Genomic DNA, 21,105 nt, shown 5'->3' with positions numbered 1-21,105 from the left:
GTGTTGTACTTTATTTATAATGTATGCGTAACAATAAATAATTATGTTAAAAACATCAGCCGGAGAGTAATCCTCTTTCGGCAAAACTTACATATTTTCCCCCGCAGACAATTATGTGGTCAATTACCTTTATAGAAATGGCTTCAAGAGCTGTCCTGATTCTATTGGTAGCTTCAATATCCGCTTTTGACGGATTTAAGGTGCCGCCGGGATGGTTGTGAGCCAAAATTACGCTGTTGGCCTTGTGTCGCAGCGCAGTCTCAACAATTATCCTCGGATATACCGGAGCCTCGTTTATCGTCCCCTCGTGAACCAACTGGGCATAATTTACCCTGTTTTGTGCATCAAGACAAATAACATAGAAAACCTCATAGTTTCTTCCCCAAAAAAGTGATATGGCATATTGACCGGCTTTTGTCGAGCTGTTAAGCTCAGGCTTGTCCCTCCATTTATCATTTAGATAGCGCCTTGAAAGATGGGGTATAAGTGACAGCAATATTGCAGAGTTCTCCCCAATCCCCGGCGTAGCTGCCAAATCTTTTGGGTCTGCCTCCAATACACCGGACAAAGAGCCGTACCTATTTAGAAGTGTGTGAGCCAATTCGTTGGTATCTCTTCTTGGAATTGAAAAAAACAAAAGAAGTTCCAGCACCTGATGCTGCTCGAAGCTGTCAAGTCCTTCCTTTAAAAATCTTTCCTTAAGTCTTTTTCTGTGTCCTTCGTGCACCAATATTCCCCCTATAGAAAATAAACCCTTATAATCAAACTTATATTATAAAAAGCATTTTAAAAGGCATTCTTAATCAAAGAAATCTCTTTTATTTCAATGTTCTCGCCTTTTTTCTCCATATAAACTTCTACCACATCAAATCTTACTTTTAAATCATTAATGCCGTTTTTACAGAGATATATCTGAGCAAGTCTTCTTATATTCTCCTGTTTTCTGGCATTCACAGCCTCCCTTGGATAGCCGTATCCCAGTGAGCTTCTTGCTTTTACTTCAACGAAGCAAATATAATCCTTTTCCCGGGAAATTATGTCTATTTCGCCCAATCTTCTATATCGAAAGTTCCTTTCTATAATCTCGTAATTGTTTTCTTTAAGATATTCAACAGCCGCAGTCTCCCCAAATGTCCCTGCAGCTCTTTTGTTATTTCCTTTGCTATACATCTTTCTCTCCATTTTTATCTTTTCTTTTGCCCGTATCTTTTATCAACGCTGCCGATAAACACCAGTATCTGCGCCACAATGTCATAAAGCTCAGGCGGAATTTCCTCTCCAATATTCATGGCGTTTAAGGTAGCGGCAAGCTCTTCATTCTCATATATAGGAATGTTGTTTTCTTTTGCCTTTTCAAGTATTTTCTCTGCAATCTCGCCTTTTCCCAATCCTATAATCTGAGGGGCTTTGTCATCGTCCGGTGAATATTTTAAAGCTGCAACCTGCTTTATCTTTTTCTTGCCAGGCATAAAAATTCCCCCGTCAATCAAATTTTACAGTCAAAACCTCTACTCCTTATTCTTTCTATTTCCTTACTCAAAACTTCCTGGGCATTTATCAAATTCACCTTTTCATCAATAAGCCTGTACTTGATATCCACTAATTTGTAGCCTTTTTTCAATAATCCTTCATAAAGCTCAATATAATTTTCTTTGATAAAGTCATAAACTTCATCTTTTTCAAGCCTTAAATTGATGCTGACATTTTTTCTGTTTACGTTGATAAGTGAGTCCACTTGCCCCATGTTTTCCGTATTCAATGACAAAAACACTGTGGCATTTTGCGGATCAATTCTTTTTCTTCCGTTGTTTCTCTTTAATATATAGAGCTCACCGGTAGTGTTTCTGTCAAATACTTTAAGGGGTATCTGGAAATACACACTATGTTTGTTTAGCTCATTTAAAAAATTGATATTGCTTTTAATGTTGTCAAGCTTATTTAAAATCTCTTGTTTGCCCGGAATGTTGGAATCCTGCAAAACATTCCTCACTATTTCAAGCTTCTTATAAATATCTTTGTAAATTTCCTTTACATTAATCTCCTTACTGTCAACTTTTTCATTGATTTTCACAAACATCTTTTCAAAGGATTTTTTTATTACTTCAGCCGCATCCCGAGCCTCAAAGTTACCTTTATCCCCTACTTTGCCGTCATCTGGCGTCTGAAGGGACTTTAGAAGGCCGGTAAGCTTTTTATGAGACTTATCTATATTTTCCCTGTAATTATTAATAAAATCAACAGTTTTTTTCTTTAATTGTAATAATTCTTTTTCGCCCGTGTCAACATGCCTCATTGTATTACCCAAATTTTCCAGAGTAGCATCGTCATCCTGAGACAAATTAGACTCAAGACCCAAATTATCTTTGCTGCTCTTAAGAGCCATATTATCCTCAATATATCCATTTTTTTGACTATGCTGAATTTTTCCGTTTTCATAATTAATATGAGAAGTGCCGTCATCAGGGGTTTCTCCACTCTTTTTAGAAGAATAATCTATGGCATCAAGCTTTTTCAAGATTGCAAGAGCCACATTCTTGTCCTGAATCTCCCCAAGGCTTAAAGCCAAGTCCAAAAGCTCAGCACTTAATTTTACTTTGCCCTCAACAAACATGCTCAGACTTTTTATGTTTTTTTCTTCGGGAACAATGTTATTTGAAACAAGATAAGCTGCTTTATCAACGGTAAGGTTCTTAAATTTAATCACCGCATCGATAACTTTGGTGATGGCTTCAGCATTTATCGAAGCTCCATTGGCACGAATTTTAGCCGCCGCCTCCATATTCCTTTTATCGGGCTTTATGCCAAGCTGAATCAACTTGTTCTTAATCTCACTCTCAACATCAAGCTCAGCGGCATTTTGGTTCTCATCTTTGACTATTTCCAAAAATAATTGATTGTTTACTTTGTTTTTTACAATAAAATCAATGAGTTCTCCCTTTTGGCATTTACGGGAGTCATTGCACCGGCATTTATCAAAGTTCCGTCAAACAGCTTTAGGAGCAGCTCATTTGCAGTAATGTCAACTACCCTTGCCCTTAAGGTATCTCCAGCATCAAGCTTTGAAAGTATATCTAAAGACCCGGCCTGGTTGATTAATACATTTTCTGAGCCCTCTATTCTCACTTTTCTTCCCCCTAAAGCTTTTTATTGAATATTGAGTCTATACTACAAAGTTTTTAGTAAAGCTCACTCTATGTATCGGACAAATACCGTATTTCTTTATAGCTTCTATATGTTCGCCGGTGCCATAGCCTTTATGTTTGGAAAAACCGTACATAGGATATTTTGCATCCATTTCTTTTAATATTCGGTCCCTTGTAACCTTTGCTATAATTGATGCTGCAGCAATTGACACGCTCTTTGCATCGCCCTTGATTATAGGGTTTTGTACAATATTTATATCGTCAAGTCTTAGAGAATCGATAAAAAGAATATCCGGAGCAATTTTTAGATTGCAAACAGCCAATTTCATTGCTACCTTTGTCGCATTCAAAATATTTATTTGATCAATTTGCTTTTCATCTACAATTCCGATGCCTACCCCAAGTGCTTTATCATTAATGACATCAAATAGTTTTTCCCTTTGAGTTTCACTGAGCTTTTTAGAATCATTGAGACCTTCTATGAAAACATCTTGAGGAAGGATAACCGCAGCAGCTACAACGGGACCGGCAAGAGGGCCTCGCCCTGCTTCATCAATTCCGGCAATCATTTTATAGCCTCTCTGATAGGCCTCTTTTTCATATATGCACATTCCCAAGTATCTGTTTAACTCTTTTTCGTACTTAAGTTTCTTCTTTTCATACTTTTCTATGATTTTGTCAACCTTGTCTCCAAACTCATCCTTAAAACAATAAAGCTTCTCCAAAGCTTTGTCCAAATCCAAACCTTCTATGGACTGCTCAATTTGCTTAATAGTCATGGTTTTCATCTCCCTTAGCCAAAACCATATCCCTGTGGCCATTATATATTAATGCAATTTTACGATAATTCCAAAACTCTAAATAAGAATAAGCATATGAGAATAATATCAATAAGTTGTTAAAGTCATATGTACTATGGTATAATACCAAACTTAATTTACCATAAGCCCCATCATAATCCGAGATTTTCGCCCACAAGGATTACTTTAATCCTGCCCTCATCAATACTGCTGTGCATTTCCACAATCTGAGCACAAATACTTCCCGTATTATTTCTATTGCAGTCACAACAACAACCTGTTTTGGTACAGGGAAGCTCCAATCCCAAACGCAATGCATTATTTGGGGCTGCATAGGTATGTGCCCGTTTTCTTGCACTCTCCAAATCCCTGCAAACTTTGTTCATACCAACAACAAGTATTACCGTTTTAGGTCCAAACACTATTGCCGAAACGCGATTTCCCCTTCCGTCGATATTTACCATTATTCCATCTTCACTTATCGCATTCACACTGGACAAGTACACATCGGACAATAGAGCCTGACGCATCAGAGAAAAACGTTCTTCCTGAGACTTTGCAGCATCGCGGTCAATCACTTGATAGTTTCCCTTTTTAAGCTGTTCTATCATTCCAATTTCCTCAAGAGTCATAGAGCCGCCCCAAGCCACCGATGCCCCTTGCGGAATTAGAGATAATGCAAACTCAACCGCTTCTTTGGCAGTCTCACAAAAGTATGCCTCAAAATTTCTTTGATTTAAAGCTTTTATTATTCTTGGAGCCATCAATTTATATCTTTCACGAACGATTTCTTCACTTCTTGCCATTTATAACACCCCTATAGTATATTATTCTGTCGTCGATAACGAACTTACATCCCCAGGCCTTTCAAGGGATATTCTGCCGATTTTGCCGCCCCGGAACTCATCGAGTACAATTGCAGCAATTCTCGTAAGATCCACCTCTCCTCCCGAAATTATGCAACCTCTCTTTTTTCCCGCTTCTTCCAAGAGCTCATACCCTTTTTTGTCCTGCAACGATTCAAGCTTGTACCTTTCTTTAATTTTTTCCGGATAGGTTTCCGAAAGGCGCTCAAGTAAAATGGATGTCAGCTCCACAGTATCTATTATGTCATCCTTTATCGCACCGGTAACGGCCAGATTTATGCCCACCGTCTCATCTTCAAATTTAGGCCAGAGAATCCCCGGCGTATCCAGCAACTGAATCTCATTATTGACATTTATCCACTGTTTGTTGCGCGTAACACCGGGCCTGTCGCCGGTCACCGCACTTCTTTTCCCGGCAATCTTGTTTATAAGAGAAGATTTTCCTACATTGGGTATGCCGACAATCATGGTCCTTACAGGCCTGAAAATCCTTCCTTTCTGCCTGTCTCTTTCAAGCTTGTCCTTCATAACATCCCGCATTTTGTCTTTTAGCTGCTTTATTCCTGTTCCTTTTATGGAATCAATAAAAATAGTAGCATAACCTTGAGAATTATACCATTTGCTCCACTCATTCGAAACCTTTTCATCAGCCAGATCGGCTTTATTTAATACAACGATTTTTGGCTTATTCCTAACTATACCGTCTATTTCAGGATTTTTACTGCTTGCCGGGATTCTCGCATCTAAAAGCTCAACAACCACATCAACCATTTTCAGGTTTTCTGCAAGAATCCTCCTGGTCTTAGCCATATGACCCGGAAACCACTGAATATTCATTTGTTCCTCCCAATTCAATATAATCAATAAATACTGCCAAAATCCTTTATGGGCTTTACTCTGAAAACCGCCTTACCTTTTATGCGCTCAAAGTCAATAAAGCCCAGCTGCCTGCTGTCCTTGCTATACTCTCTATTATCACCCATAACAAATACTTTATTCTCAGGTACTATCCTGGGAAGGTCAAAGCTTTGCTCGTAGGTTAATCCTTTTACATACGGCTCATTCTGCTTTTCACCGTTTATATACAAATACCCGTCCCGAATATCAATCTCATCCCCCGGAAGTCCTATCACCCTCTTAATATAGTTTACTTCCCCCTTACAGGGAAAAAGTGCTCTAAAAAGAGGTATATCTTTAAAAAAGTACAGATAATCCCAATTTCCTTCATAAATTTGAATTATGACAATGTCTCCTCTTTTGGGATTGTCATAATTCAACTTGTTCACAAATAAAATCTGTTCGTTGTAAAGAGTGTTTTCCATGGATTGGCCTTGAACCACCACCCATTCAAACGCATAGGCTCTAAGTATAAGAGCCGTCAACAAAGCTATAATTATAAGGCAAAACCATTTTACTGTTTCCCTAAAATACTTTGGTTTTTCTGCCTGAAAATTGGCCCCAAACTTTTTTTCAAGTTCATCCTTGTGATTTTGGTCAATGCCGGTAGGTTTTTTTCTAAATTCCATATTATACAACCCTTAAAAATAAAATGATAAAATAAAAATTCAATGATAGTATTTATTATATCACTATTTTCGCCCTGAGGAAAGAATGGGCAGAAGAAATTGAACAAACACTCAAATTGCGAAATAAAGGGGACTATTAAGTCCCCTTTATTCTAAATATTTTAATCTAATTTTGTTTTAACTTTTGCTGCTTTACCGACTCTGTCACGCAGATAGTAAAGCTTCGCTCTTCTAACTTTACCTTTTCTCACAATTTCAATTTTAGCAATTCTTGGTGAGTGAATCGGGAAAATCCTTTCAACTCCAACTCCGTAAGATATCCTTCTAACTGTAAAAGTTTCTTTGAGTCCAGAGCCTTTTCTAGCAATTACAGTACCTTCAAAAACCTGGATTCTTTCCCTGTTACCTTCAATAACTTTTGCATGTACTTTTACATAGTCTCCTATTGAGAAATTAGCTACATCTGCCTTAAGCTGTTCTTGCTCAATAGCTTTTATTACATCCATTTTTATCCTCCTCCCTCGTAGACGTTCTTGTATAAAACAGCGGACCGTCCGTATTCCACAGGATGACATTATATCATACACTTAAAATATTGTAAATATTTTTTTGCCATTTTATTTATTTTAGATATAAAAATTTAATATCTACTTTTCAGTTTCCTCCAACACTTCTTCCAAAAGCTTCCTATCCGTTTCATCAAGGGACAGCTTATTAAACAAATCCGGCCGCTTTAAATAGGTTCTTTTTAGCGACTGCTGTCTTCTCCAACGGTTTATGTTCTCATGATGTCCTGACATCAGCACATCAGGTACTTTCCTTTTACAAAACTCATAGGGTCTCGTGTATTGAGGATACTCCAAAAGACCTTCATAATGGGACTCTTGAGAATAGGATTCCTCATTTGACAAAACTCCCGGAATGAGTCTGCTGATAGAGTCAATAAGAACCATTGCCGGCAGTTCCCCGCCCGTAAGCACATAATCCCCTATGGAAATCTCATCATCAACAATTTCTTCTATGACCCGCTCATCAACACCTTCATAGTGGCCGCAAAGTAAAATCAAATGCTGTTCCTTTGAAAGCTCCTTGACTATTTGCTGATTGAGTACTCTGCCTGAGGGCTTAAGTAAATAACCCTGGGTTTGTAGTAAAGCCTTTCGTAGTTAAGCCTTTCTAATACGGAAAGATAGGCATCATAAATGGCTGAGCCATCATCACCATGCCGCCCCCGCCACCATAAGGTAGTCATCTACTTTCCTGTGCTTGTTTAAAGAAAAATCTCTAATATTTATAGTGTTGATTTGTATTATATTGTTTTTCCGGGCTCTCCCTATAATGCTTTCACCGAGTACGGCATCAAAGATTTCGGGAAAAAGCGTCAACACATCAAACTTCATCATCAATCAATCCTTGAGGCAAATCTACTACTATTTTCCTGTTTTCTAGGCAAACTTCTTTTACCACAGACTTTAGCGCCGGTATTAAAATTTCCTTTTTATTCTCATTTCTTACTACATACACGTCATTGCTTCCGGTAGTTAGAACATCGGTCAGCACGCCCAGACTTTTTCCTTCTATGTCGAATACATTCATATTAATCAGGTCGCAAATAAAAAAGGTATCTTCAGGAAGCTTTACAGCATCCTTTCTGTCAATAATCACAAAATGCTCCTTGAGTTTTTCTGCAGCATTCATATCATCAATCCCACTGAACTTGATGATTACAAAGTTCTTGTGGTGTTTTACAGATACAATATCAAACTTTGGCATTTCGTCGGATGTTTCCTTGGATACATAGACCCACTTAAGCTTGTTAAACCTAAGAGGGTTGTCGGTAAGCGGAATGGCCTTGACCTCTCCCTTTACACCATGAGTATTCACAATTTTTCCTATTTGCAAATATTGCACCACTTGCTTTACACCACCATCTATATCTATTAGTTCAATTTGCATGTAATAAGTCAAAAAATGTGGACAAGAGGCTGACCCCTGCCCACATCTTTTTATTGTAGTATTTCCACAGATACTCTCTTGTTTTCTTTCACTGCTGCTGCTTTCATCACAGTTCTGATTGCCTTTGCTATCCTTCCCTGCTTTCCAATTACCTTGCCCATATCGTCTTTTGATACCTTTAATTCAAGGATAATTGACTTTTCTCCTTCAACTTCATTTACATAAACATCATCCGGGCAGTCTACCAATGCTCTGGCAATCGTCTCGAGAAGTTCTTTCATTTATATATACCTCCCGTATTTTACCTTTAATGTCGCTATTTGCCCAATTTTAAGTACTTTGGCTATTGCAATCAGGATATTACTCCTGCCTTCTTTAACAAAGCCTTTACAGTATCTGTAGGCTGAGCTCCATTTTTAAGCCATTTTTGAGCTTTTTCTGTATCAATCTTAACCTCGCTTGGATCTGTAAGAGGATTGTAAGTTCCTATTTCCTCTATAAATCTTCCGTCACGAGGGTATCTTGAATCAGCAACAACAACTCTATAAAAGGGGCTCTTTTTTGCTCCCATTCTTCTTAATCTTATTCTAACTGCCATTTTTTCACCTCCCGCAAGTATAATTACAACTATTGTTTATTAAAACGGCATTCGGAATTTTTTCAATCCCTTTTTACCGCGTTTGCCTATTTCAGTCATCATTTTCATCATCTTTTTCATTTCTTCAAAGTCCTTCAAAAGTTTGTTTACCTCCTGAACGGTGGTACCACTTCCGGCAGCAATTCTTTTTCTTCTGCTACCGTTTATTATTGAAGGATTATTTCTTTCTTCCTTTGTCATCGACTTTATAATAGCCTCAACATGAGCCAGCTTCTTTTCATCCAATTCGACATCTTTCAAGGCATTGGCATTGAATCCCGGGATCATCCCCAGTATCTGGTTTAACGGACCCATCTTTTTAATCTGCTGCATCTGATCTAAAAAGTCCTCCAGCGTAAACTGCTGGGTACGCATCTTCTTTTCAAGTTCCAAGGCCTTTTTCTCATCAAAGGCTTCCTGAGCTTTCTCAATAAGACTTAGGACATCTCCCATGCCAAGAATTCTTGATGCCATCCTGTCAGGGAAAAACGGCTCAATATCACTCAGTTTCTCACCCATACCTATAAACTTGATGGATTTTCCTGTGACAGCTTTTACAGAAAGCGCTGCTCCTCCGCGGGTGTCTCCGTCAAGCTTGGTAAGTATGATACCGTCAAAACCCAGTTTTTCATTAAAGCTTTCCGCTACATTTACCGCATCCTGACCGGTCATAGAGTCTACAACAAGCAATATTTCCTGCGGTCTGACAGCTTCTTTTATGTTTTGAAGCTCTTCCATAAGCTCTTCATTAATATGAAGACGACCGGCAGTATCTATTATTACGAGATCATTCTGTCTAGTTTTTGCATACTCAATAGCTGCTTTTGCTATATCAACGGGATTGGTCTTGTCTCCCATTGAGAATACCTCAATCCCCAACTGTGAGCCAACTACCTGCAGCTGCTTTATTGCAGCCGGTCTGTACACGTCGCAGGCAACCAACAGAGGCTTCTTGCCTTGCTTTCTTAAAAGGCTTGCCAGCTTTCCTGTCGTTGTGGTCTTACCGGAACCTTGAAGCCCTACCATCATGTATATTGTTGGAGGCTTGGATGCAAACGTGACCTTACTGTTGGCAGAACCCATAAGGTTAATAAGCTCCTCATGGACAATCTTAATTACCTGCTGTCCCGGCGTAAGGCTTTCCAAAACATCCTGTCCTACAGCTCTTTCGGACACTTTTCCGATAAAGTCTTTAACGACTTTAAAGTTAACATCGGCCTCCAAAAGCGCAAGCTTTATCTCGCGCATCATCTCTTTTACATCTTTTTCAGTAACTCTTCCTTTGCCCCGAAGCTTCTTCATTGCTTCCTGAAGCTTACCCGACAATCCTTCAAACACCATATACTATGTGACACCTCAATTCCATAAGGATATCGTATATTCAGCTCTCAACTATTTCTTCTATCTTCTGCTCAACTCTCTTTAAAGTCTTGGCATCTTCAACGCTCATGCTGCTTATATCTATGCTCTTTATATCCTTTAGTATTTCCAATGCTCTATCTTCTGCCACAAAATTTATGCACAAGCCCGAGCTTTTCTTCCATACGGTCTAGCATGGCCCTGCCGCGCTTTATATTGTCATAGACACCCTGTCTGCTTATATTAAGGTGCTCTGCAATCTCACCGAGAGAATAATCGTTATTCAAATAAAGATCCAGTATTTCAAACTGCCTTTTTGTAAGAAGCTGTCCGTAAAAGTCCAGCAAAAGCGCAGCTTCATATACCTTATCCATATGTTCACCTGTAAAGTAAAAATACTTTACACACAATTTTAAGCTATATTTGGCTATTAGTCAAGCTTTTTTAAAAAATAAATTAAAAAATGTAAAAAAAGAAGTACCCTTATTTCTTTAAAAAGAGTACTCATAAAACAGTATACATTCTTTGTGAAGGTAATATGCATTATATAAAAGCAAATATATTTATAAAAGCAACTACAAATATACGAAAACTACTCAACAATTATCTTAAGCTCCATTCCCTCAATTATCTGACAGTCTTGAAGATTGTTCAAAACCATAACGTCATATATGTATTTTCTGATATCTCCACGTTTGTTGTAGAACTCAGCTATGCTCCACAGGGTATCCCCTCTTCTTACTACAATTGTCTCATAAGAAGGATTTCGGTATCCGTATATATTGGTAGCTCCGTTTACAATGGCCGTCAAACCTATTAGCAGAAAAAGAACAAATATAAAAAATCTTTTCTTATTCTTTAATATATATTTCTTTTTCATTATAACCCCTCCACCGAACTAATGTTCTGTATGGTTATTATACACGAACACATGTTCTTGTGTCAATATAAATTAAAAAATTATCGAACATTAGTTTGATTTGCTTTTACTTTAATGTTATAATACTGTTAAACAAGTATTAACATTAAAGAATAAGGTTTTTTAAGCCGCATAAAAATGTATCCGGGGTGAAAAATATGCAAAATAAAATAAACGAAAAACAGCAAAAGATTCTTGATTTTTTGAATGAGCAGATAGAAAAGAACGGCTATCCTCCTTCTGTCCGGGAAATATGCAATGCCGTTGGGTTTAAGTCCACATCCACCGTGCATAGCTACTTGGAGAAGCTGAGGAAAGAAGGCCTTATCAAAAAGGACCCTTCAAAACCGAGAGCCCTTAAAGTCATTAACAATAAAAAGAATACTAAAGCAAACGAACCTAAGAACGCATATTCCGGCAAGGAGCTTGTCGAAGTACCTATTATAGGAAAAGTAACCGCAGGTCAGCCAATACTTGCAGTTGAAAATATCGAAGATACTTTTCCGCTGCCTCTGGATTTTGTCCAAAATTCCACGACTTTTATGCTTCGTGTCCAGGGTGACAGTATGATAGAAGCGGGTATTTTTGACAATGATTATATCCTTGTAAAGCAGCAATCTACAGCAAATAACGGAGATATAGTTGTGGCACTTATCGATGATGAAGCCACGGTAAAAACCTTTTACAAAGAAAAAGGATTTATTAGACTGCAGCCGGAAAATAAATTCTATGACCCTATAATAGTAAGGGACAATTTATCTATTTTAGGAAAGGTTATTGGAGTTTTTAGAAAAATGTAAAGACCAACATTGATAAGACAGGTAAAAAACGTAAAAAAACACAATGACAAAACCGCTTATATCCTTGCCTAAAGCCTTTAATACAAAGCTTTAATGCAAAGCTATTGTAATAGAAAGCCGCAATATAGGACAAAAGCTCCCTTAAGCACTATGCTTAGGAGCTTTTGCCTATTTATCGTATAATTTTTAATACTTTATTTCATTATTCCATTCTGTTGTTGTCATTGAAAATCAAGCTAACAATTTTCATCGGGCTTATGGTTGAAATTGCATGTTTATAGATTAACTGCTGTCTACCCTCACTGTCAAGTACAACGGTAAAATTGTCAAATCCCTTTACCGTTCCTTTTAATTGGAATCCGTTTGTAAGATAGATGGTAACCGGAATATGTTCTTTTCTTACTTGGTTTAGAAAAACGTCCTGTAAATTGATATTATTTTTGTTCACCACAGATAATCCTCCTCTATTTCTCTCTTTTTTATCTTTATATAAAAACATTTATTGCTTACAAAATTCAAAAGATTTATTAATTGCAAACTTAACTTACAAATTTATTTTGTTATTCTTATTCTACAAGAAAATACCAAACGTTGCAAGATAGTATTTAATATTTTTTATTATTTCCTCATCACTGTCAAACTCATCCTTGTCTATCCAATAAACATTTTCGATTTTTCTAAACCAAGTCATCTGTCGTTTGGCATATCGCCTTGTATCTCTCTTTAATATTTCAACTGCTTCGTCAAAAGTTATTTCCCCTTTTAAATAAGATAATATTTCTTTATAGCCCAGACCTTGCATTGCAACAGTACTTTTATCATATCCCATTTCAATAAGCTTTTCAACCTCTCGGACAAGACCCTTTTCAAGCATCAAATCCACTCTTTTATTAATTCGGTCATAAAGCTTTTGCCTATCCATTGTAATACCGATTAATATAAAATTATGCTTTGGTGGATTCTTTCTGGACTCCTCCTGATGAACGGAAATAGGCTTCTTTGTGTGGGTATACACTTCTATTGCACGTATTACCCTTTTCACATTATTCATATGTATATTTTCCGCTGCCTTAGGGTCAATCTCTTTTAGCTTGTTGTGAAGATACTCGTTTCCTTTTTCTTCCGCTTCCTGTGCAAGTTTCTTTCTGAGCTCCCAATCACAAATAGTATCGGAGAATTCCAAATTGTATATTAGTGAATTAACATAAAGTCCGGTCCCTCCGGCAACTATAGGAATCTTCCCTTTACTTAAGATTTCGTCAATATACTTTAAAGAAAGTTCCTTAAACCTTGCAACGCTAAACTCTTCATCCGGTGTTACTTCATCGATAAGGTAGTGCTTAATACCCTCTCTTTCTTCTTCGTCAGGTTTGGCAGTACCTATGTCCATATATTTATAAATCTGCATGGAATCTGCTGAAATTATCTCACCGTTCGCCCGCTTAGCTATATCTATGGCAAGCTTCGTCTTACCCGAAGCCGTTGGACCGATTATCACAATTACATTATCCAACTTTGTCCTCCAAACAGATTAAACTATTCTTTTAAACATTTTTTCAAATTCATGCTTTGTAATTTTAATAACTGTCGGACGCCCGTGGGGGCATGTATACGGATTTTCAAGCATGTTGAGCTTTTCCAAAATGCCTTTAATCTCGATTTGGTCAAGCTTTTTGTTTGCTTTTACCGCCGACTTGCAAGCTATTTTGTATAGTGCTTCTTCCTCAATAATTCTATCATATTTCTTGCCTTTTGACATTAAAAAATCCACAATTGCCAAAAATGCTTCCTTAATGCCGACATTCTCGTCCGGAATCGGTACCGAACGAAGTATAATAGAATTATTACCAAAGCTTTCAAAAATAAAACCTAGTTTATTTAATAATTCTTTTTCTTCTTCAATAAAAGAGATTTCCTGGTTTGTAAGCTCTATAACCGCCGGTGCCAATAAATATTGCGACAGGCTCTCATTTTTTGCGTACTTTTCTTTCAACTCTTCAAAACGTATTCTTTCATGGGCTGCATGTTGGTCAATTACAATTAAGTCTTCCCCATTCTGAAGCAGAATATATGTCGAGAAAACCTGCCCAATTATACGGGCATCAAGAAATACATTTCGTTCAGCATCCTTTTTTGGCCTTTTGTCATTCTCAGAAGCTTTAACTTCTTCGGAATTCATATCAGCATTATTATCGACATCATCCCGATTATCTTTAGGGTTATTGCCGATATCCGTCAATTTATTTTCATAACCGCTTTTACAAGAATCATAACAATCCTTGCCCGATATGTCTTCGGGTTTTATAATCAGCTTATTAACCGGTTCATCAATTTGCTTGTTGATTGTCTCATAAATCGGCTTACTAACCGGCTCATCAACCGGTTCTTTAACCAATTCATTAACCTGCTCATTGACAAAACCATTAACAGGCTTATTAATCGAATTATCAATCGGCTTATTTATTTTAACCCTATCTATATCAGATTTATTTATCTCTTCATCCTTTCCATTATCAACCTTGGCACCGTCTTTAACATCTATACTTTCCCACGCTTCTTTTAACATATGGTTCTTTTCGATTTTAAAATTGTCATAACTATATCCCGAATTATATCCTGAAAACTTCCTGTCCGTATCCATCTTCTGTTGCACATAACCGGGTTCGTTTTTTGATGACCGTTCAAACTTGAAATAATTCTTGGGGCTATCTGCAAGAGAAACATTTCTTATCTGGGTCTTGCTAAGCAGAGCATTGTTTACAGCGTGGTAAACAGCCCTGAATATATCCTGTTCCCTCGAAAACCTTACCTCCATTTTCGTAGGATGCACATTCACATCCACCAACAATGGATTTAGCTCTATGTACAGCACGATAAAAGCAAATTTGCTTTTCATAAGATATGTTTTATATGCTTCGTCAATTGCCGAAGATATAATCTTGTTTTTTATATATCTTCTGTTTAGATATATGGACTGATAATTCCTGTTTGCCCTTGCTATTTCAGGTTTTCCCGCATATCCGGTTATCTTTATCGTCTCATCCTCATAGGAAATCTCCATGCACTCTTTTGCAGTTTCCTTACCGTACAAGCTGTATATGGTGCTCAAAAGGTCGTTATTGCCCGGGGTATGAATAACCGTGTTCCTGTTGCTGATTAGTCTAAAGGAAATATCCGGATTCCCAAGGGCAATTCTGCTCACTATATCGGAAACATATCCCGCTTCTGTGGAGTCCTTTTTCAAAAACTTAAACCTTGCCGGAGTATTGTAAAAAAGCTCTCTTACAATAAATGTTGTACCCACAGGACATCCTACCTGATTGGATTCTAATAGAGTACCGCCCTGGATTTTTACATACCTTCCGTACTCCCTGTGGGCAGGTCTTGAAGTAACCTCGACGGTAGAAACAGAAGCAATACTGGCCAAAGCCTCACCTCTAAACCCAAGGGAGGTAATTGCCTCAAGGTCGCTTGCCTTTCTTATCTTACTGGTGGAGTGTCTCTCAAAGGCAATTTCCATATCATCCTCTTCAATTCCGCTTCCGTTGTCAACCACTTTTATAAAAGATATTCCGCCATTGCTTATCTCCACCGAAATATTTGTACTCCCGGCATCAATAGAGTTCTCAACAAGCTCTTTCACCACTGAAGCCGGCCTTTCCACTACCTCTCCCGCCGCTATCTGATTTGATGTGTTTTCATCAAGTATAACTATCTTCCCCATAATAGATAACCTTTCTAAGCTGATTACTTTTTTTCTATCCTTTTACCTTCTTTTGAAGATTGTATAATACGTTTATGGCATCTAACGGTGTCAAGGTCGTAATATCAAGTTCCCTTAATTCGTTTAAAACCTCATCGCAGTTTCTCTGGGCAGTATTAAACGTAAATACATCAATTTGACCCTGTATGGGTTGTTTTCCCCTTCTGATACGTTTTTCCTTCCTGGTTATATCTGCATCTTCCAATTTTTTTAATATTTCTTTGGCCCTGTGAATTACGGGAGCCGGTATACCCGCAAGCCTTGCAACCTGCACGCCATAGCTGTTGTCGCACCGCCCCTTAGTATCTTCCTTAGGAAAATTATATCTTCTCCCTTTTCTTCCACAGATATGCAATAATTCTTTATACCCTCAATTCTCTCTTCCAACTCCGTAAGCTCATGATAATGGGTAGCAAACAGTGTCCTGGCTCCAATTTTCTCACCGATAAACTCAATTACCGCCCATGCGATACTTAGCCCGTCATAAGTGCTTGTGCCCCTGCCTATCTCATCCAAAACCAACAGGCTTTTTGATGTGGCATTACTAAGTATGTTTGCAACCTCGGACATTTCAACCATAAAGGTACTCTGGCCTGACGCCAAGTCATCCGAAGCACCAACCCTTGTAAATATCCTGTCAACAATACCTATCTTTGCGCTTTGGGCAGGCACAAAGCTCCCCATCTGAGCCATAAGCACAATCAGTGCCACCTGCCTCATATATGTCGATTTACCCGCCATATTTGGTCCGGTGATTATAGAAATTTGATTTTCACCCATGTCAAGATAGGTATCATTGGGAACAAAAGCTCCCTGTCCGATCATTTTCTCCACTACCGGATGTCTTCCGTCTTTAATTTCAATTTTATCGTCATCGGTTACAACAGGCATGGTGTAAGATTCCCTGTCTGCCACTTCTGCCAGCGAACATAAAACATCTATTCTGGCAAGACTTCTTGCCGTAGACTTTAATCTGTTTATTTCCTTTGCAACCCTATTCCTTATATCTACAAATATCTGATATTCAAGCTCTACAAGCCTGTCCTCGGCACCCAATACGGTATTTTCAATCTCCTTCAGTTCCTGGGTTATGTACCTCTCGCAGTTCGCCAAGGTCTGCTTTCTTATATAATCATCCGGCACTTGAGAATAGTAGGACTTGGTCACTTCGATAAAGTAACCGAAAACCTTATTGAATCCCACTTTCAAGTTTTTAATACCGGTTCTTTCCCTCTCTTTGCTCTCTAAGTGTGCAATCCACTTCTTTCCGTCTTTTGCTGCACTTCTTAACTTGTCCACTTCTTCGTTATAACCTTCTTTAATAATTCCGCCTTCCTTAACCGCAACAGGCGGCTCATCAACTATTGCCTTGTCAATAATTTCATATACATCGGTTAGTGTATCCAACTCATTATAGCTTAAAACATTAAGGTCCGACTTTAAATCAGAAATAAGCTCCTTTATATAGGGCACCTGCCCGATAGAATGCTTTATTGATACCATATCCCGGCAATTGGCACTTCCCAGAATAACCTTCGACATCAATCTTTCTATATCGTAAACCGCTCTTAAAAGCTCTCTTACTTCAGTCCTTACCATGAACTTTTCCTTAAACTCATTTACTGCATTAAGCCTGTCCTTTATATCATGCAGGTTTATAAGGGGCTGCTCTATCCATTTTCTCAAGGTTCTTCCGCCCATGGAAGTCATTGTCCTGTCCAATACCCAGAGAAGGGAGCCTTTTCTGTTCTTTTCCCTCAAGGTCTCCGTAAGTTCAAGGTTTCTTCTGCTCGCCAGGTCCAAAACCATGTACTCTTCAATTCTGTAGACATTAAAACTCTGAATATGACTTAAGTTAACCTTCTGTGTCTGCTCAAGGTATTCCAAAAGAGCCCCGGAAGCATTTATGTAAAGATCAAACGCATTTTCTTCAGCAACATAATCTTTAAAATAACTTTTTAACTTCTGTACGGAAAAATCCTTTTCAAAAAATCTGTCCTCTATACTGGAGATATAAACATCAAACCTCTTTCTCAAGGTGTTTTTATATCTTCATCATGAAAAAACTCACCGTTTACAACAATTTCAGATGGTGAGAATTTAGCTATTTCATCCATTAATTTGTTGAAAGTGTTGCCGAAGGTAATATATGTCGATAAAAACTCCCCAGTAGTAAGATCCACGCAGGCAATACCGTAAAATGTTTTGTTTTTGTAGATTGACATAAGATAATTATTTTTCTTTTCATCCAACATAGCGGAATCGGTCACTGTACCGGGGGTAACAATCCTGATTACATCCCTCTTGACCAATCCCTTCGCCAGCGCAGGATCTTCAACCTGCTCACATATTGCTACTTTATATCCTTTATTAATCAGCCTTGCGATATATGAATCCGCAGAATGAAAAGGTACTCCGCACATAGGAGCCCTCTCTTCAAGGCCGCAATCTTTTCCCGTAAGTGTTAATTCCAGTTCTCTTGATGCCAGCTCCGCATCGGAGAAAAACATTTCATAAAAGTCTCCCAGCCTGAAAAAAAGGATACAGTCCTTGTACTGTTCCTTTATTTCAAGATACTGCTGCATCATAGGTGTCAATGAAGCCATTTTTCATTACCTCACGTACTAGATTTATTTCCGCAGCCGCTGCACGAACTGCATTTATTAGATGAACAGGACTCCTCGCCGGAAATTGAGTATATAAGTACATCATTAACTTTTTTTATGAGCCTGTCCAATTTATCCTTCGATTCAATATAATTTCTCGTAACTTCATAACTGTTCACTTCATCAAACTTTGTTATCAATCTTTCCTTTATGTCATCCAAAACACTTTTATCCTTATCTTCATGCGCCGCTCTAACCATTTCACTCTGTAATGATTGATACTCACGAAGTATAGCTCTTGCTTTATGGTCCCTTTCAAGGCTTGCTTCCCATTTTTTATAGTTTGTCATTTCGTCGGAAGTGCTTATCAATTCTCCAAGCTCTTTTGCCTTTGTAAAGATATCCATATCAATCACCCTTTACTTTGTATTTATATTGATTACTGCAACTAACAAAACTCTAGATAATTACGTAAATTCAACTGTTTTTCTTATTAACCTATTGTACCATAAAATCCTCGAAAAAATAACATTTTTATATAAAAATTTATCTGTTTCTCGGAGTATAGAAATTCTGAGTATAGGTTATCTTTTCATCGTCCCCCATGTAAACTCCAACTCCAAGGCGCTCAAATTTTCCAAGTATATTTGCCCTATGCCCGGGAGAATTCATCCATGCCTCATGAGCGTATATAGCATCTATCTGGCCAATAGCAATGTTTTCTCCGGCAGATGAATACGTTATGCCGGCTTTCTTCATCCTGTCAAACGGACTTTCCCCATGCAAATTGTTATGGGAAAAGAAATCGTTTATTATCATGTCCTTGCTGTGAGCCCATGCAACTTTTGCAATTTCATCATCCATTCGAAGGGCTCCAATCCGTTCCTTACTCTAACAGCATTTGCAAGATCAAAGATTTCCCTCTCGTAACTTATTCTAAGCTCCTCCGAAGCTTGCCGTAATAACCTAAAAGAGACTGCTCCGTTTCGCAATCAATCAAAAGATATGAAGTAGTTTTGTAGTTATCAGCAATATCAAAAAAGACAGTTGCATAATAGTCGTTATTTATATTAAACAGCATGTGTTTTTCCATATCGCTCATCATATAGTAGGTATTTCCCTTCAGTACGTATTTCAAAGGTTCCCCCAGGTTTTTCATTACACTGAGATTGTCCGTTCCCACACCTACGTTTTCATTGAGCTTGTAATAAGGAGAGTTGGTAAATACTCCAACGACTTTGTTATTTTCTATTCCTATCTGAATATATCTTAGGAGGTCTTTGTTATAAATATACCAATCAAAGCCGTATTTGCTCAAATCAATACGGTCCGGCTCGCCAAAAGTTTTTATTATATTTTCAAGGGATGCTCCCATTAATGTGCTTACATTTCCTTTAAACTCAAACTCTTTATCCTCGGGGACATTCTTGACAGTATTGATGATAACGGTTTTTGTTGCATCATCCATCCTACCTCTGCACCAATACTTTCAGATATAAACCTTATCGGCACCATCGTCCTTCCGTCGATGATCCTGGGCGGTACATCAAGCTTTACCGCCTCTTCGTTTACATAGGCTATATTAGCGTTTATTCTAAGAGTTATTATTTTATCATCCTTTAAAACATTAACCGTTTGCCATTCTGGCAACCAATCAACATAGGCATTAATAGACTCAAAAACACCTCGAACAGGCACTAAAGTTCTTCCGTTTTCTATAATGGGCGGCACATCCATTTTTAAATATTTGCCGTTTACACAAACGCTTATTTTGCTTGAAGAATAGATATTAAGAGTACCAAAGGAAAACAGAATCATAAATACAGTAAGAAAAACAGCCAATCTTCTTAACATTGATTTCTTCATTAAAAGTCATCTCCTGCAAAATATAATTTAGTAATTTTTATCACAATTAATTATAATATCGTATATTTTACGTCTATTTTCAATAGGGAATTTATTAGTTCAAAATATTAATTCTCTATACACCAATTTTTCAACTTCATCAGGTCTTCTTATATCCGGAACAAGTACAGGAAGCATTTTCGCTTTTGAAGCTGCTTTTATGCCGTTTTCCGAGTCTTCCAGCACAATACATTCTCCCGCTTTGCTGCCTACTGAATTTAAATACTTTTCAGCCCTTGTCCGCTCTGTGGATGTGGCTCTTGTGTTTTTTCATAATACTCTTTATCCTTATCCTGTTTTAGCCCAAAAATCCTTTTATACTATTTTCGACATTCTGTGAAAGCAAAGAACGTTGCCATTTTGGGTCTCAATCTGTTCGAATACTAATGGAATATAGCCGTTTCTTTCGTAGAAAGTATATGCAGGCAGGGATGATGAAAGCATACCGAGGGTATAACCATCGTATTCTACTTTACGCTCAAGTACGTCAAGCAACAAACTTCCATATCCCCTACCTTGAAATTCCGGCAAAACAAACATTCTCTTGATTTCACCCTCGTAAATAGCACCCGTGCCAACTATTTCACCGTCACACTCAATTACCAGAAAAAATTCCTCATCAATAGCTTTTTTAATATTCTCCATCGAATAGAATTCCAGAAATCCACTACCCCTTCCGGATAATATTTAGGGTATACTTTAATTGTAGTTTGAACAACATTATGGATTTTTTTAACATCCTTGAAAGCAGCTCTAATATTTTCATAATCATTCACCCTGTTTCTTTCGGTAAATAAATGATACATATTCATTTTATTATTTAAA

General features: G+C 37.7%; 26 protein-coding genes and 4 pseudogenes. 1 reads left to right on the top strand and 29 read right to left on the bottom strand.

The genetic code is table 11. From position 1 onward, the window contains the following. Positions 1-55: 55 nt before the first annotated feature. From radC to JCM21531_RS12830, 17 genes and pseudogenes are all read right to left on the bottom strand, one after another. On the bottom strand, positions 56-730 hold the full coding sequence (gene radC / locus JCM21531_RS12905; protein ID WP_038290500.1) for a RadC family protein: 675 nt from the start codon (positions 728-730) through the stop codon (positions 56-58). Positions 731-786: 56 nt separating this feature from the next. Then, the gene (locus JCM21531_RS12900) at positions 787-1,170 is read right to left on the bottom strand and encodes a YraN family protein (protein WP_407652316.1); all 384 of its coding nucleotides are present in this window, start codon (positions 1,168-1,170) and stop codon (positions 787-789) included. A 14-nt stretch (positions 1,171-1,184) separates the two neighbouring features. Continuing rightward, positions 1,185-1,469, bottom strand: coding sequence for an EscU/YscU/HrcU family type III secretion system export apparatus switch protein (locus JCM21531_RS12895; RefSeq protein WP_038290520.1), 285 nt, complete (start codon positions 1,467-1,469; stop codon positions 1,185-1,187). A 17-nt stretch (positions 1,470-1,486) separates the two neighbouring features. Next, a complete protein-coding gene (fliK, locus tag JCM21531_RS12890; RefSeq protein WP_243467652.1) occupies positions 1,487-2,884 on the bottom strand; it encodes a flagellar hook-length control protein FliK in 1,398 nt (465 codons plus the stop codon). Positions 2,885-2,910: 26 nt separating this feature from the next. Continuing rightward, positions 2,911-3,123 carry a hypothetical protein gene (locus JCM21531_RS22255; RefSeq protein ID WP_243467651.1) on the bottom strand — a complete coding sequence of 71 codons (213 nt, stop codon included), beginning with the start codon at positions 3,121-3,123 and terminating at the stop codon, positions 2,911-2,913. A gap of 37 nt (positions 3,124-3,160) precedes the next feature. Next, positions 3,161-3,931, bottom strand: a complete 771-nt coding sequence (gene rnhB, locus JCM21531_RS12885) for a ribonuclease HII (protein WP_038290495.1) — start codon at positions 3,929-3,931, stop codon at positions 3,161-3,163. A 164-nt stretch (positions 3,932-4,095) separates the two neighbouring features. Then, the gene (locus JCM21531_RS12880) at positions 4,096-4,749 is read right to left on the bottom strand and encodes a lactate utilization protein (RefSeq protein WP_038290494.1); all 654 of its coding nucleotides are present in this window, start codon (positions 4,747-4,749) and stop codon (positions 4,096-4,098) included. 21 nt (positions 4,750-4,770) lie between these two features. Beyond that, on the bottom strand, positions 4,771-5,646 hold the full coding sequence (gene ylqF, locus JCM21531_RS12875) for a ribosome biogenesis GTPase YlqF (RefSeq protein WP_038290492.1): 876 nt from the start codon (positions 5,644-5,646) through the stop codon (positions 4,771-4,773). Positions 5,647-5,669: 23 nt separating this feature from the next. After that, positions 5,670-6,335, bottom strand: a complete 666-nt coding sequence (gene lepB, locus JCM21531_RS12870; RefSeq protein WP_038290490.1) for a signal peptidase I — start codon at positions 6,333-6,335, stop codon at positions 5,670-5,672. A 161-nt stretch (positions 6,336-6,496) separates the two neighbouring features. Beyond that, positions 6,497-6,841 carry a 50S ribosomal protein L19 gene (rplS, locus tag JCM21531_RS12865; protein WP_038290488.1) on the bottom strand — a complete coding sequence of 115 codons (345 nt, stop codon included), beginning with the start codon at positions 6,839-6,841 and terminating at the stop codon, positions 6,497-6,499. A 141-nt stretch (positions 6,842-6,982) separates the two neighbouring features. Further along, positions 6,983-7,735: pseudogene (gene trmD, locus JCM21531_RS25120) on the bottom strand (tRNA (guanosine(37)-N1)-methyltransferase TrmD). Continuing rightward, positions 7,725-8,249, bottom strand: a complete 525-nt coding sequence (gene rimM / locus JCM21531_RS12855) for a ribosome maturation factor RimM (RefSeq protein WP_038290516.1) — start codon at positions 8,247-8,249, stop codon at positions 7,725-7,727. Before rimM ends, trmD begins: the two are co-directional and overlap by 11 nt. A 92-nt stretch (positions 8,250-8,341) precedes the next feature. Beyond that, entirely contained in the window at positions 8,342-8,572 is a 231-nt protein-coding gene (locus tag JCM21531_RS12850) for a KH domain-containing protein (protein WP_038290487.1), read from the bottom strand. 71 nt (positions 8,573-8,643) lie between these two features. Further along, positions 8,644-8,889, bottom strand: coding sequence for a 30S ribosomal protein S16 (rpsP, locus tag JCM21531_RS12845; protein WP_038290486.1), 246 nt, complete (start codon positions 8,887-8,889; stop codon positions 8,644-8,646). A 39-nt stretch (positions 8,890-8,928) separates the two neighbouring features. Then, the gene (ffh, locus tag JCM21531_RS12840; RefSeq protein ID WP_038290485.1) at positions 8,929-10,269 is read right to left on the bottom strand and encodes a signal recognition particle protein; all 1,341 of its coding nucleotides are present in this window, start codon (positions 10,267-10,269) and stop codon (positions 8,929-8,931) included. A gap of 40 nt (positions 10,270-10,309) precedes the next feature. Continuing rightward, a pseudogene (gene ylxM / locus JCM21531_RS12835) lies at positions 10,310-10,661 on the bottom strand (YlxM family DNA-binding protein). A 218-nt stretch (positions 10,662-10,879) separates the two neighbouring features. Continuing rightward, positions 10,880-11,167, bottom strand: coding sequence for a LysM peptidoglycan-binding domain-containing protein (locus JCM21531_RS12830; protein ID WP_038290483.1), 288 nt, complete (start codon positions 11,165-11,167; stop codon positions 10,880-10,882). 197 nt (positions 11,168-11,364) lie between these two features. Here JCM21531_RS12830 and lexA point away from each other — a divergent pair, with 197 nt between their 5' ends. Continuing rightward, on the top strand, positions 11,365-12,006 hold the full coding sequence (gene lexA / locus JCM21531_RS12825) for a transcriptional repressor LexA (RefSeq protein ID WP_038290481.1): 642 nt from the start codon (positions 11,365-11,367) through the stop codon (positions 12,004-12,006). Between the two features lie 202 nt (positions 12,007-12,208). On the opposite strand, the gene hfq is transcribed toward lexA, so the two are convergent. The 12 genes and pseudogenes from hfq to JCM21531_RS22230 all read right to left on the bottom strand — a co-directional run. After that, positions 12,209-12,505, bottom strand: coding sequence for an RNA chaperone Hfq (hfq, locus tag JCM21531_RS12820; protein ID WP_439644307.1), 297 nt, complete (start codon positions 12,503-12,505; stop codon positions 12,209-12,211). Positions 12,506-12,577: 72 nt separating this feature from the next. Continuing rightward, complete coding sequence (gene miaA / locus JCM21531_RS12815; RefSeq protein WP_038290479.1) at positions 12,578-13,519, bottom strand: tRNA (adenosine(37)-N6)-dimethylallyltransferase MiaA; 942 nt, start codon at positions 13,517-13,519, stop codon at positions 12,578-12,580. 18 nt (positions 13,520-13,537) lie between these two features. Further along, on the bottom strand, positions 13,538-15,730 hold the full coding sequence (gene mutL / locus JCM21531_RS12810) for a DNA mismatch repair endonuclease MutL (protein ID WP_038290477.1): 2,193 nt from the start codon (positions 15,728-15,730) through the stop codon (positions 13,538-13,540). Between the two features lie 34 nt (positions 15,731-15,764). Beyond that, positions 15,765-17,806: pseudogene (gene mutS, locus JCM21531_RS12805) on the bottom strand (DNA mismatch repair protein MutS). After that, positions 17,803-18,375: a MutS N-terminal domain-containing protein gene (locus tag JCM21531_RS22250; protein WP_243467650.1), complete on the bottom strand. Its 573-nt coding sequence runs from the start codon at positions 18,373-18,375 to the stop codon at positions 17,803-17,805. Before JCM21531_RS22250 ends, mutS begins: the two are co-directional and overlap by 4 nt. Before the next feature lie 11 nt (positions 18,376-18,386). Next, positions 18,387-18,782 (bottom strand): YlbF/YmcA family competence regulator, encoded by a 396-nt coding sequence (locus tag JCM21531_RS12800; protein WP_038290475.1) that lies wholly within the window; start codon positions 18,780-18,782, stop codon positions 18,387-18,389. Positions 18,783-18,921: 139 nt separating this feature from the next. Next, positions 18,922-19,254: a CAP domain-containing protein gene (locus tag JCM21531_RS22245; protein WP_279379062.1), complete on the bottom strand. Its 333-nt coding sequence runs from the start codon at positions 19,252-19,254 to the stop codon at positions 18,922-18,924. Positions 19,255-19,306: 52 nt separating this feature from the next. Further along, on the bottom strand, positions 19,307-19,843 hold the full coding sequence (locus JCM21531_RS22240; RefSeq protein ID WP_243467648.1) for a CAP-associated domain-containing protein: 537 nt from the start codon (positions 19,841-19,843) through the stop codon (positions 19,307-19,309). Then, entirely contained in the window at positions 19,759-20,241 is a 483-nt protein-coding gene (locus JCM21531_RS22235; protein ID WP_243467647.1) for a copper amine oxidase N-terminal domain-containing protein, read from the bottom strand. The genes JCM21531_RS22240 and JCM21531_RS22235 overlap by 85 nt, the downstream gene beginning before the upstream one ends. Before the next feature lie 99 nt (positions 20,242-20,340). Further along, positions 20,341-20,466, bottom strand: a complete 126-nt coding sequence (locus tag JCM21531_RS23910; RefSeq protein ID WP_265443829.1) for a hypothetical protein — start codon at positions 20,464-20,466, stop codon at positions 20,341-20,343. A 129-nt stretch (positions 20,467-20,595) separates the two neighbouring features. Then, positions 20,596-20,925, bottom strand: coding sequence for a GNAT family N-acetyltransferase (locus JCM21531_RS12790; protein WP_243467646.1), 330 nt, complete (start codon positions 20,923-20,925; stop codon positions 20,596-20,598). Then, positions 20,880-21,105, bottom strand: a pseudogene (locus JCM21531_RS22230) (hypothetical protein); the annotation flags it as partial. The gene JCM21531_RS12790 and the pseudogene JCM21531_RS22230, both read right to left, overlap by 46 nt.

It is taken from the genome of Acetivibrio straminisolvens JCM 21531 (assembly GCF_000521465.1).
In the GTDB taxonomy this organism is placed as follows: Bacteria; Bacillota; Clostridia; order Acetivibrionales; family Acetivibrionaceae; genus Hungateiclostridium; species Hungateiclostridium straminisolvens.
The sequence above is the reverse complement of the archived record's forward strand: the minus strand, read 5'-3'. Positions and strand labels throughout refer to the sequence as shown.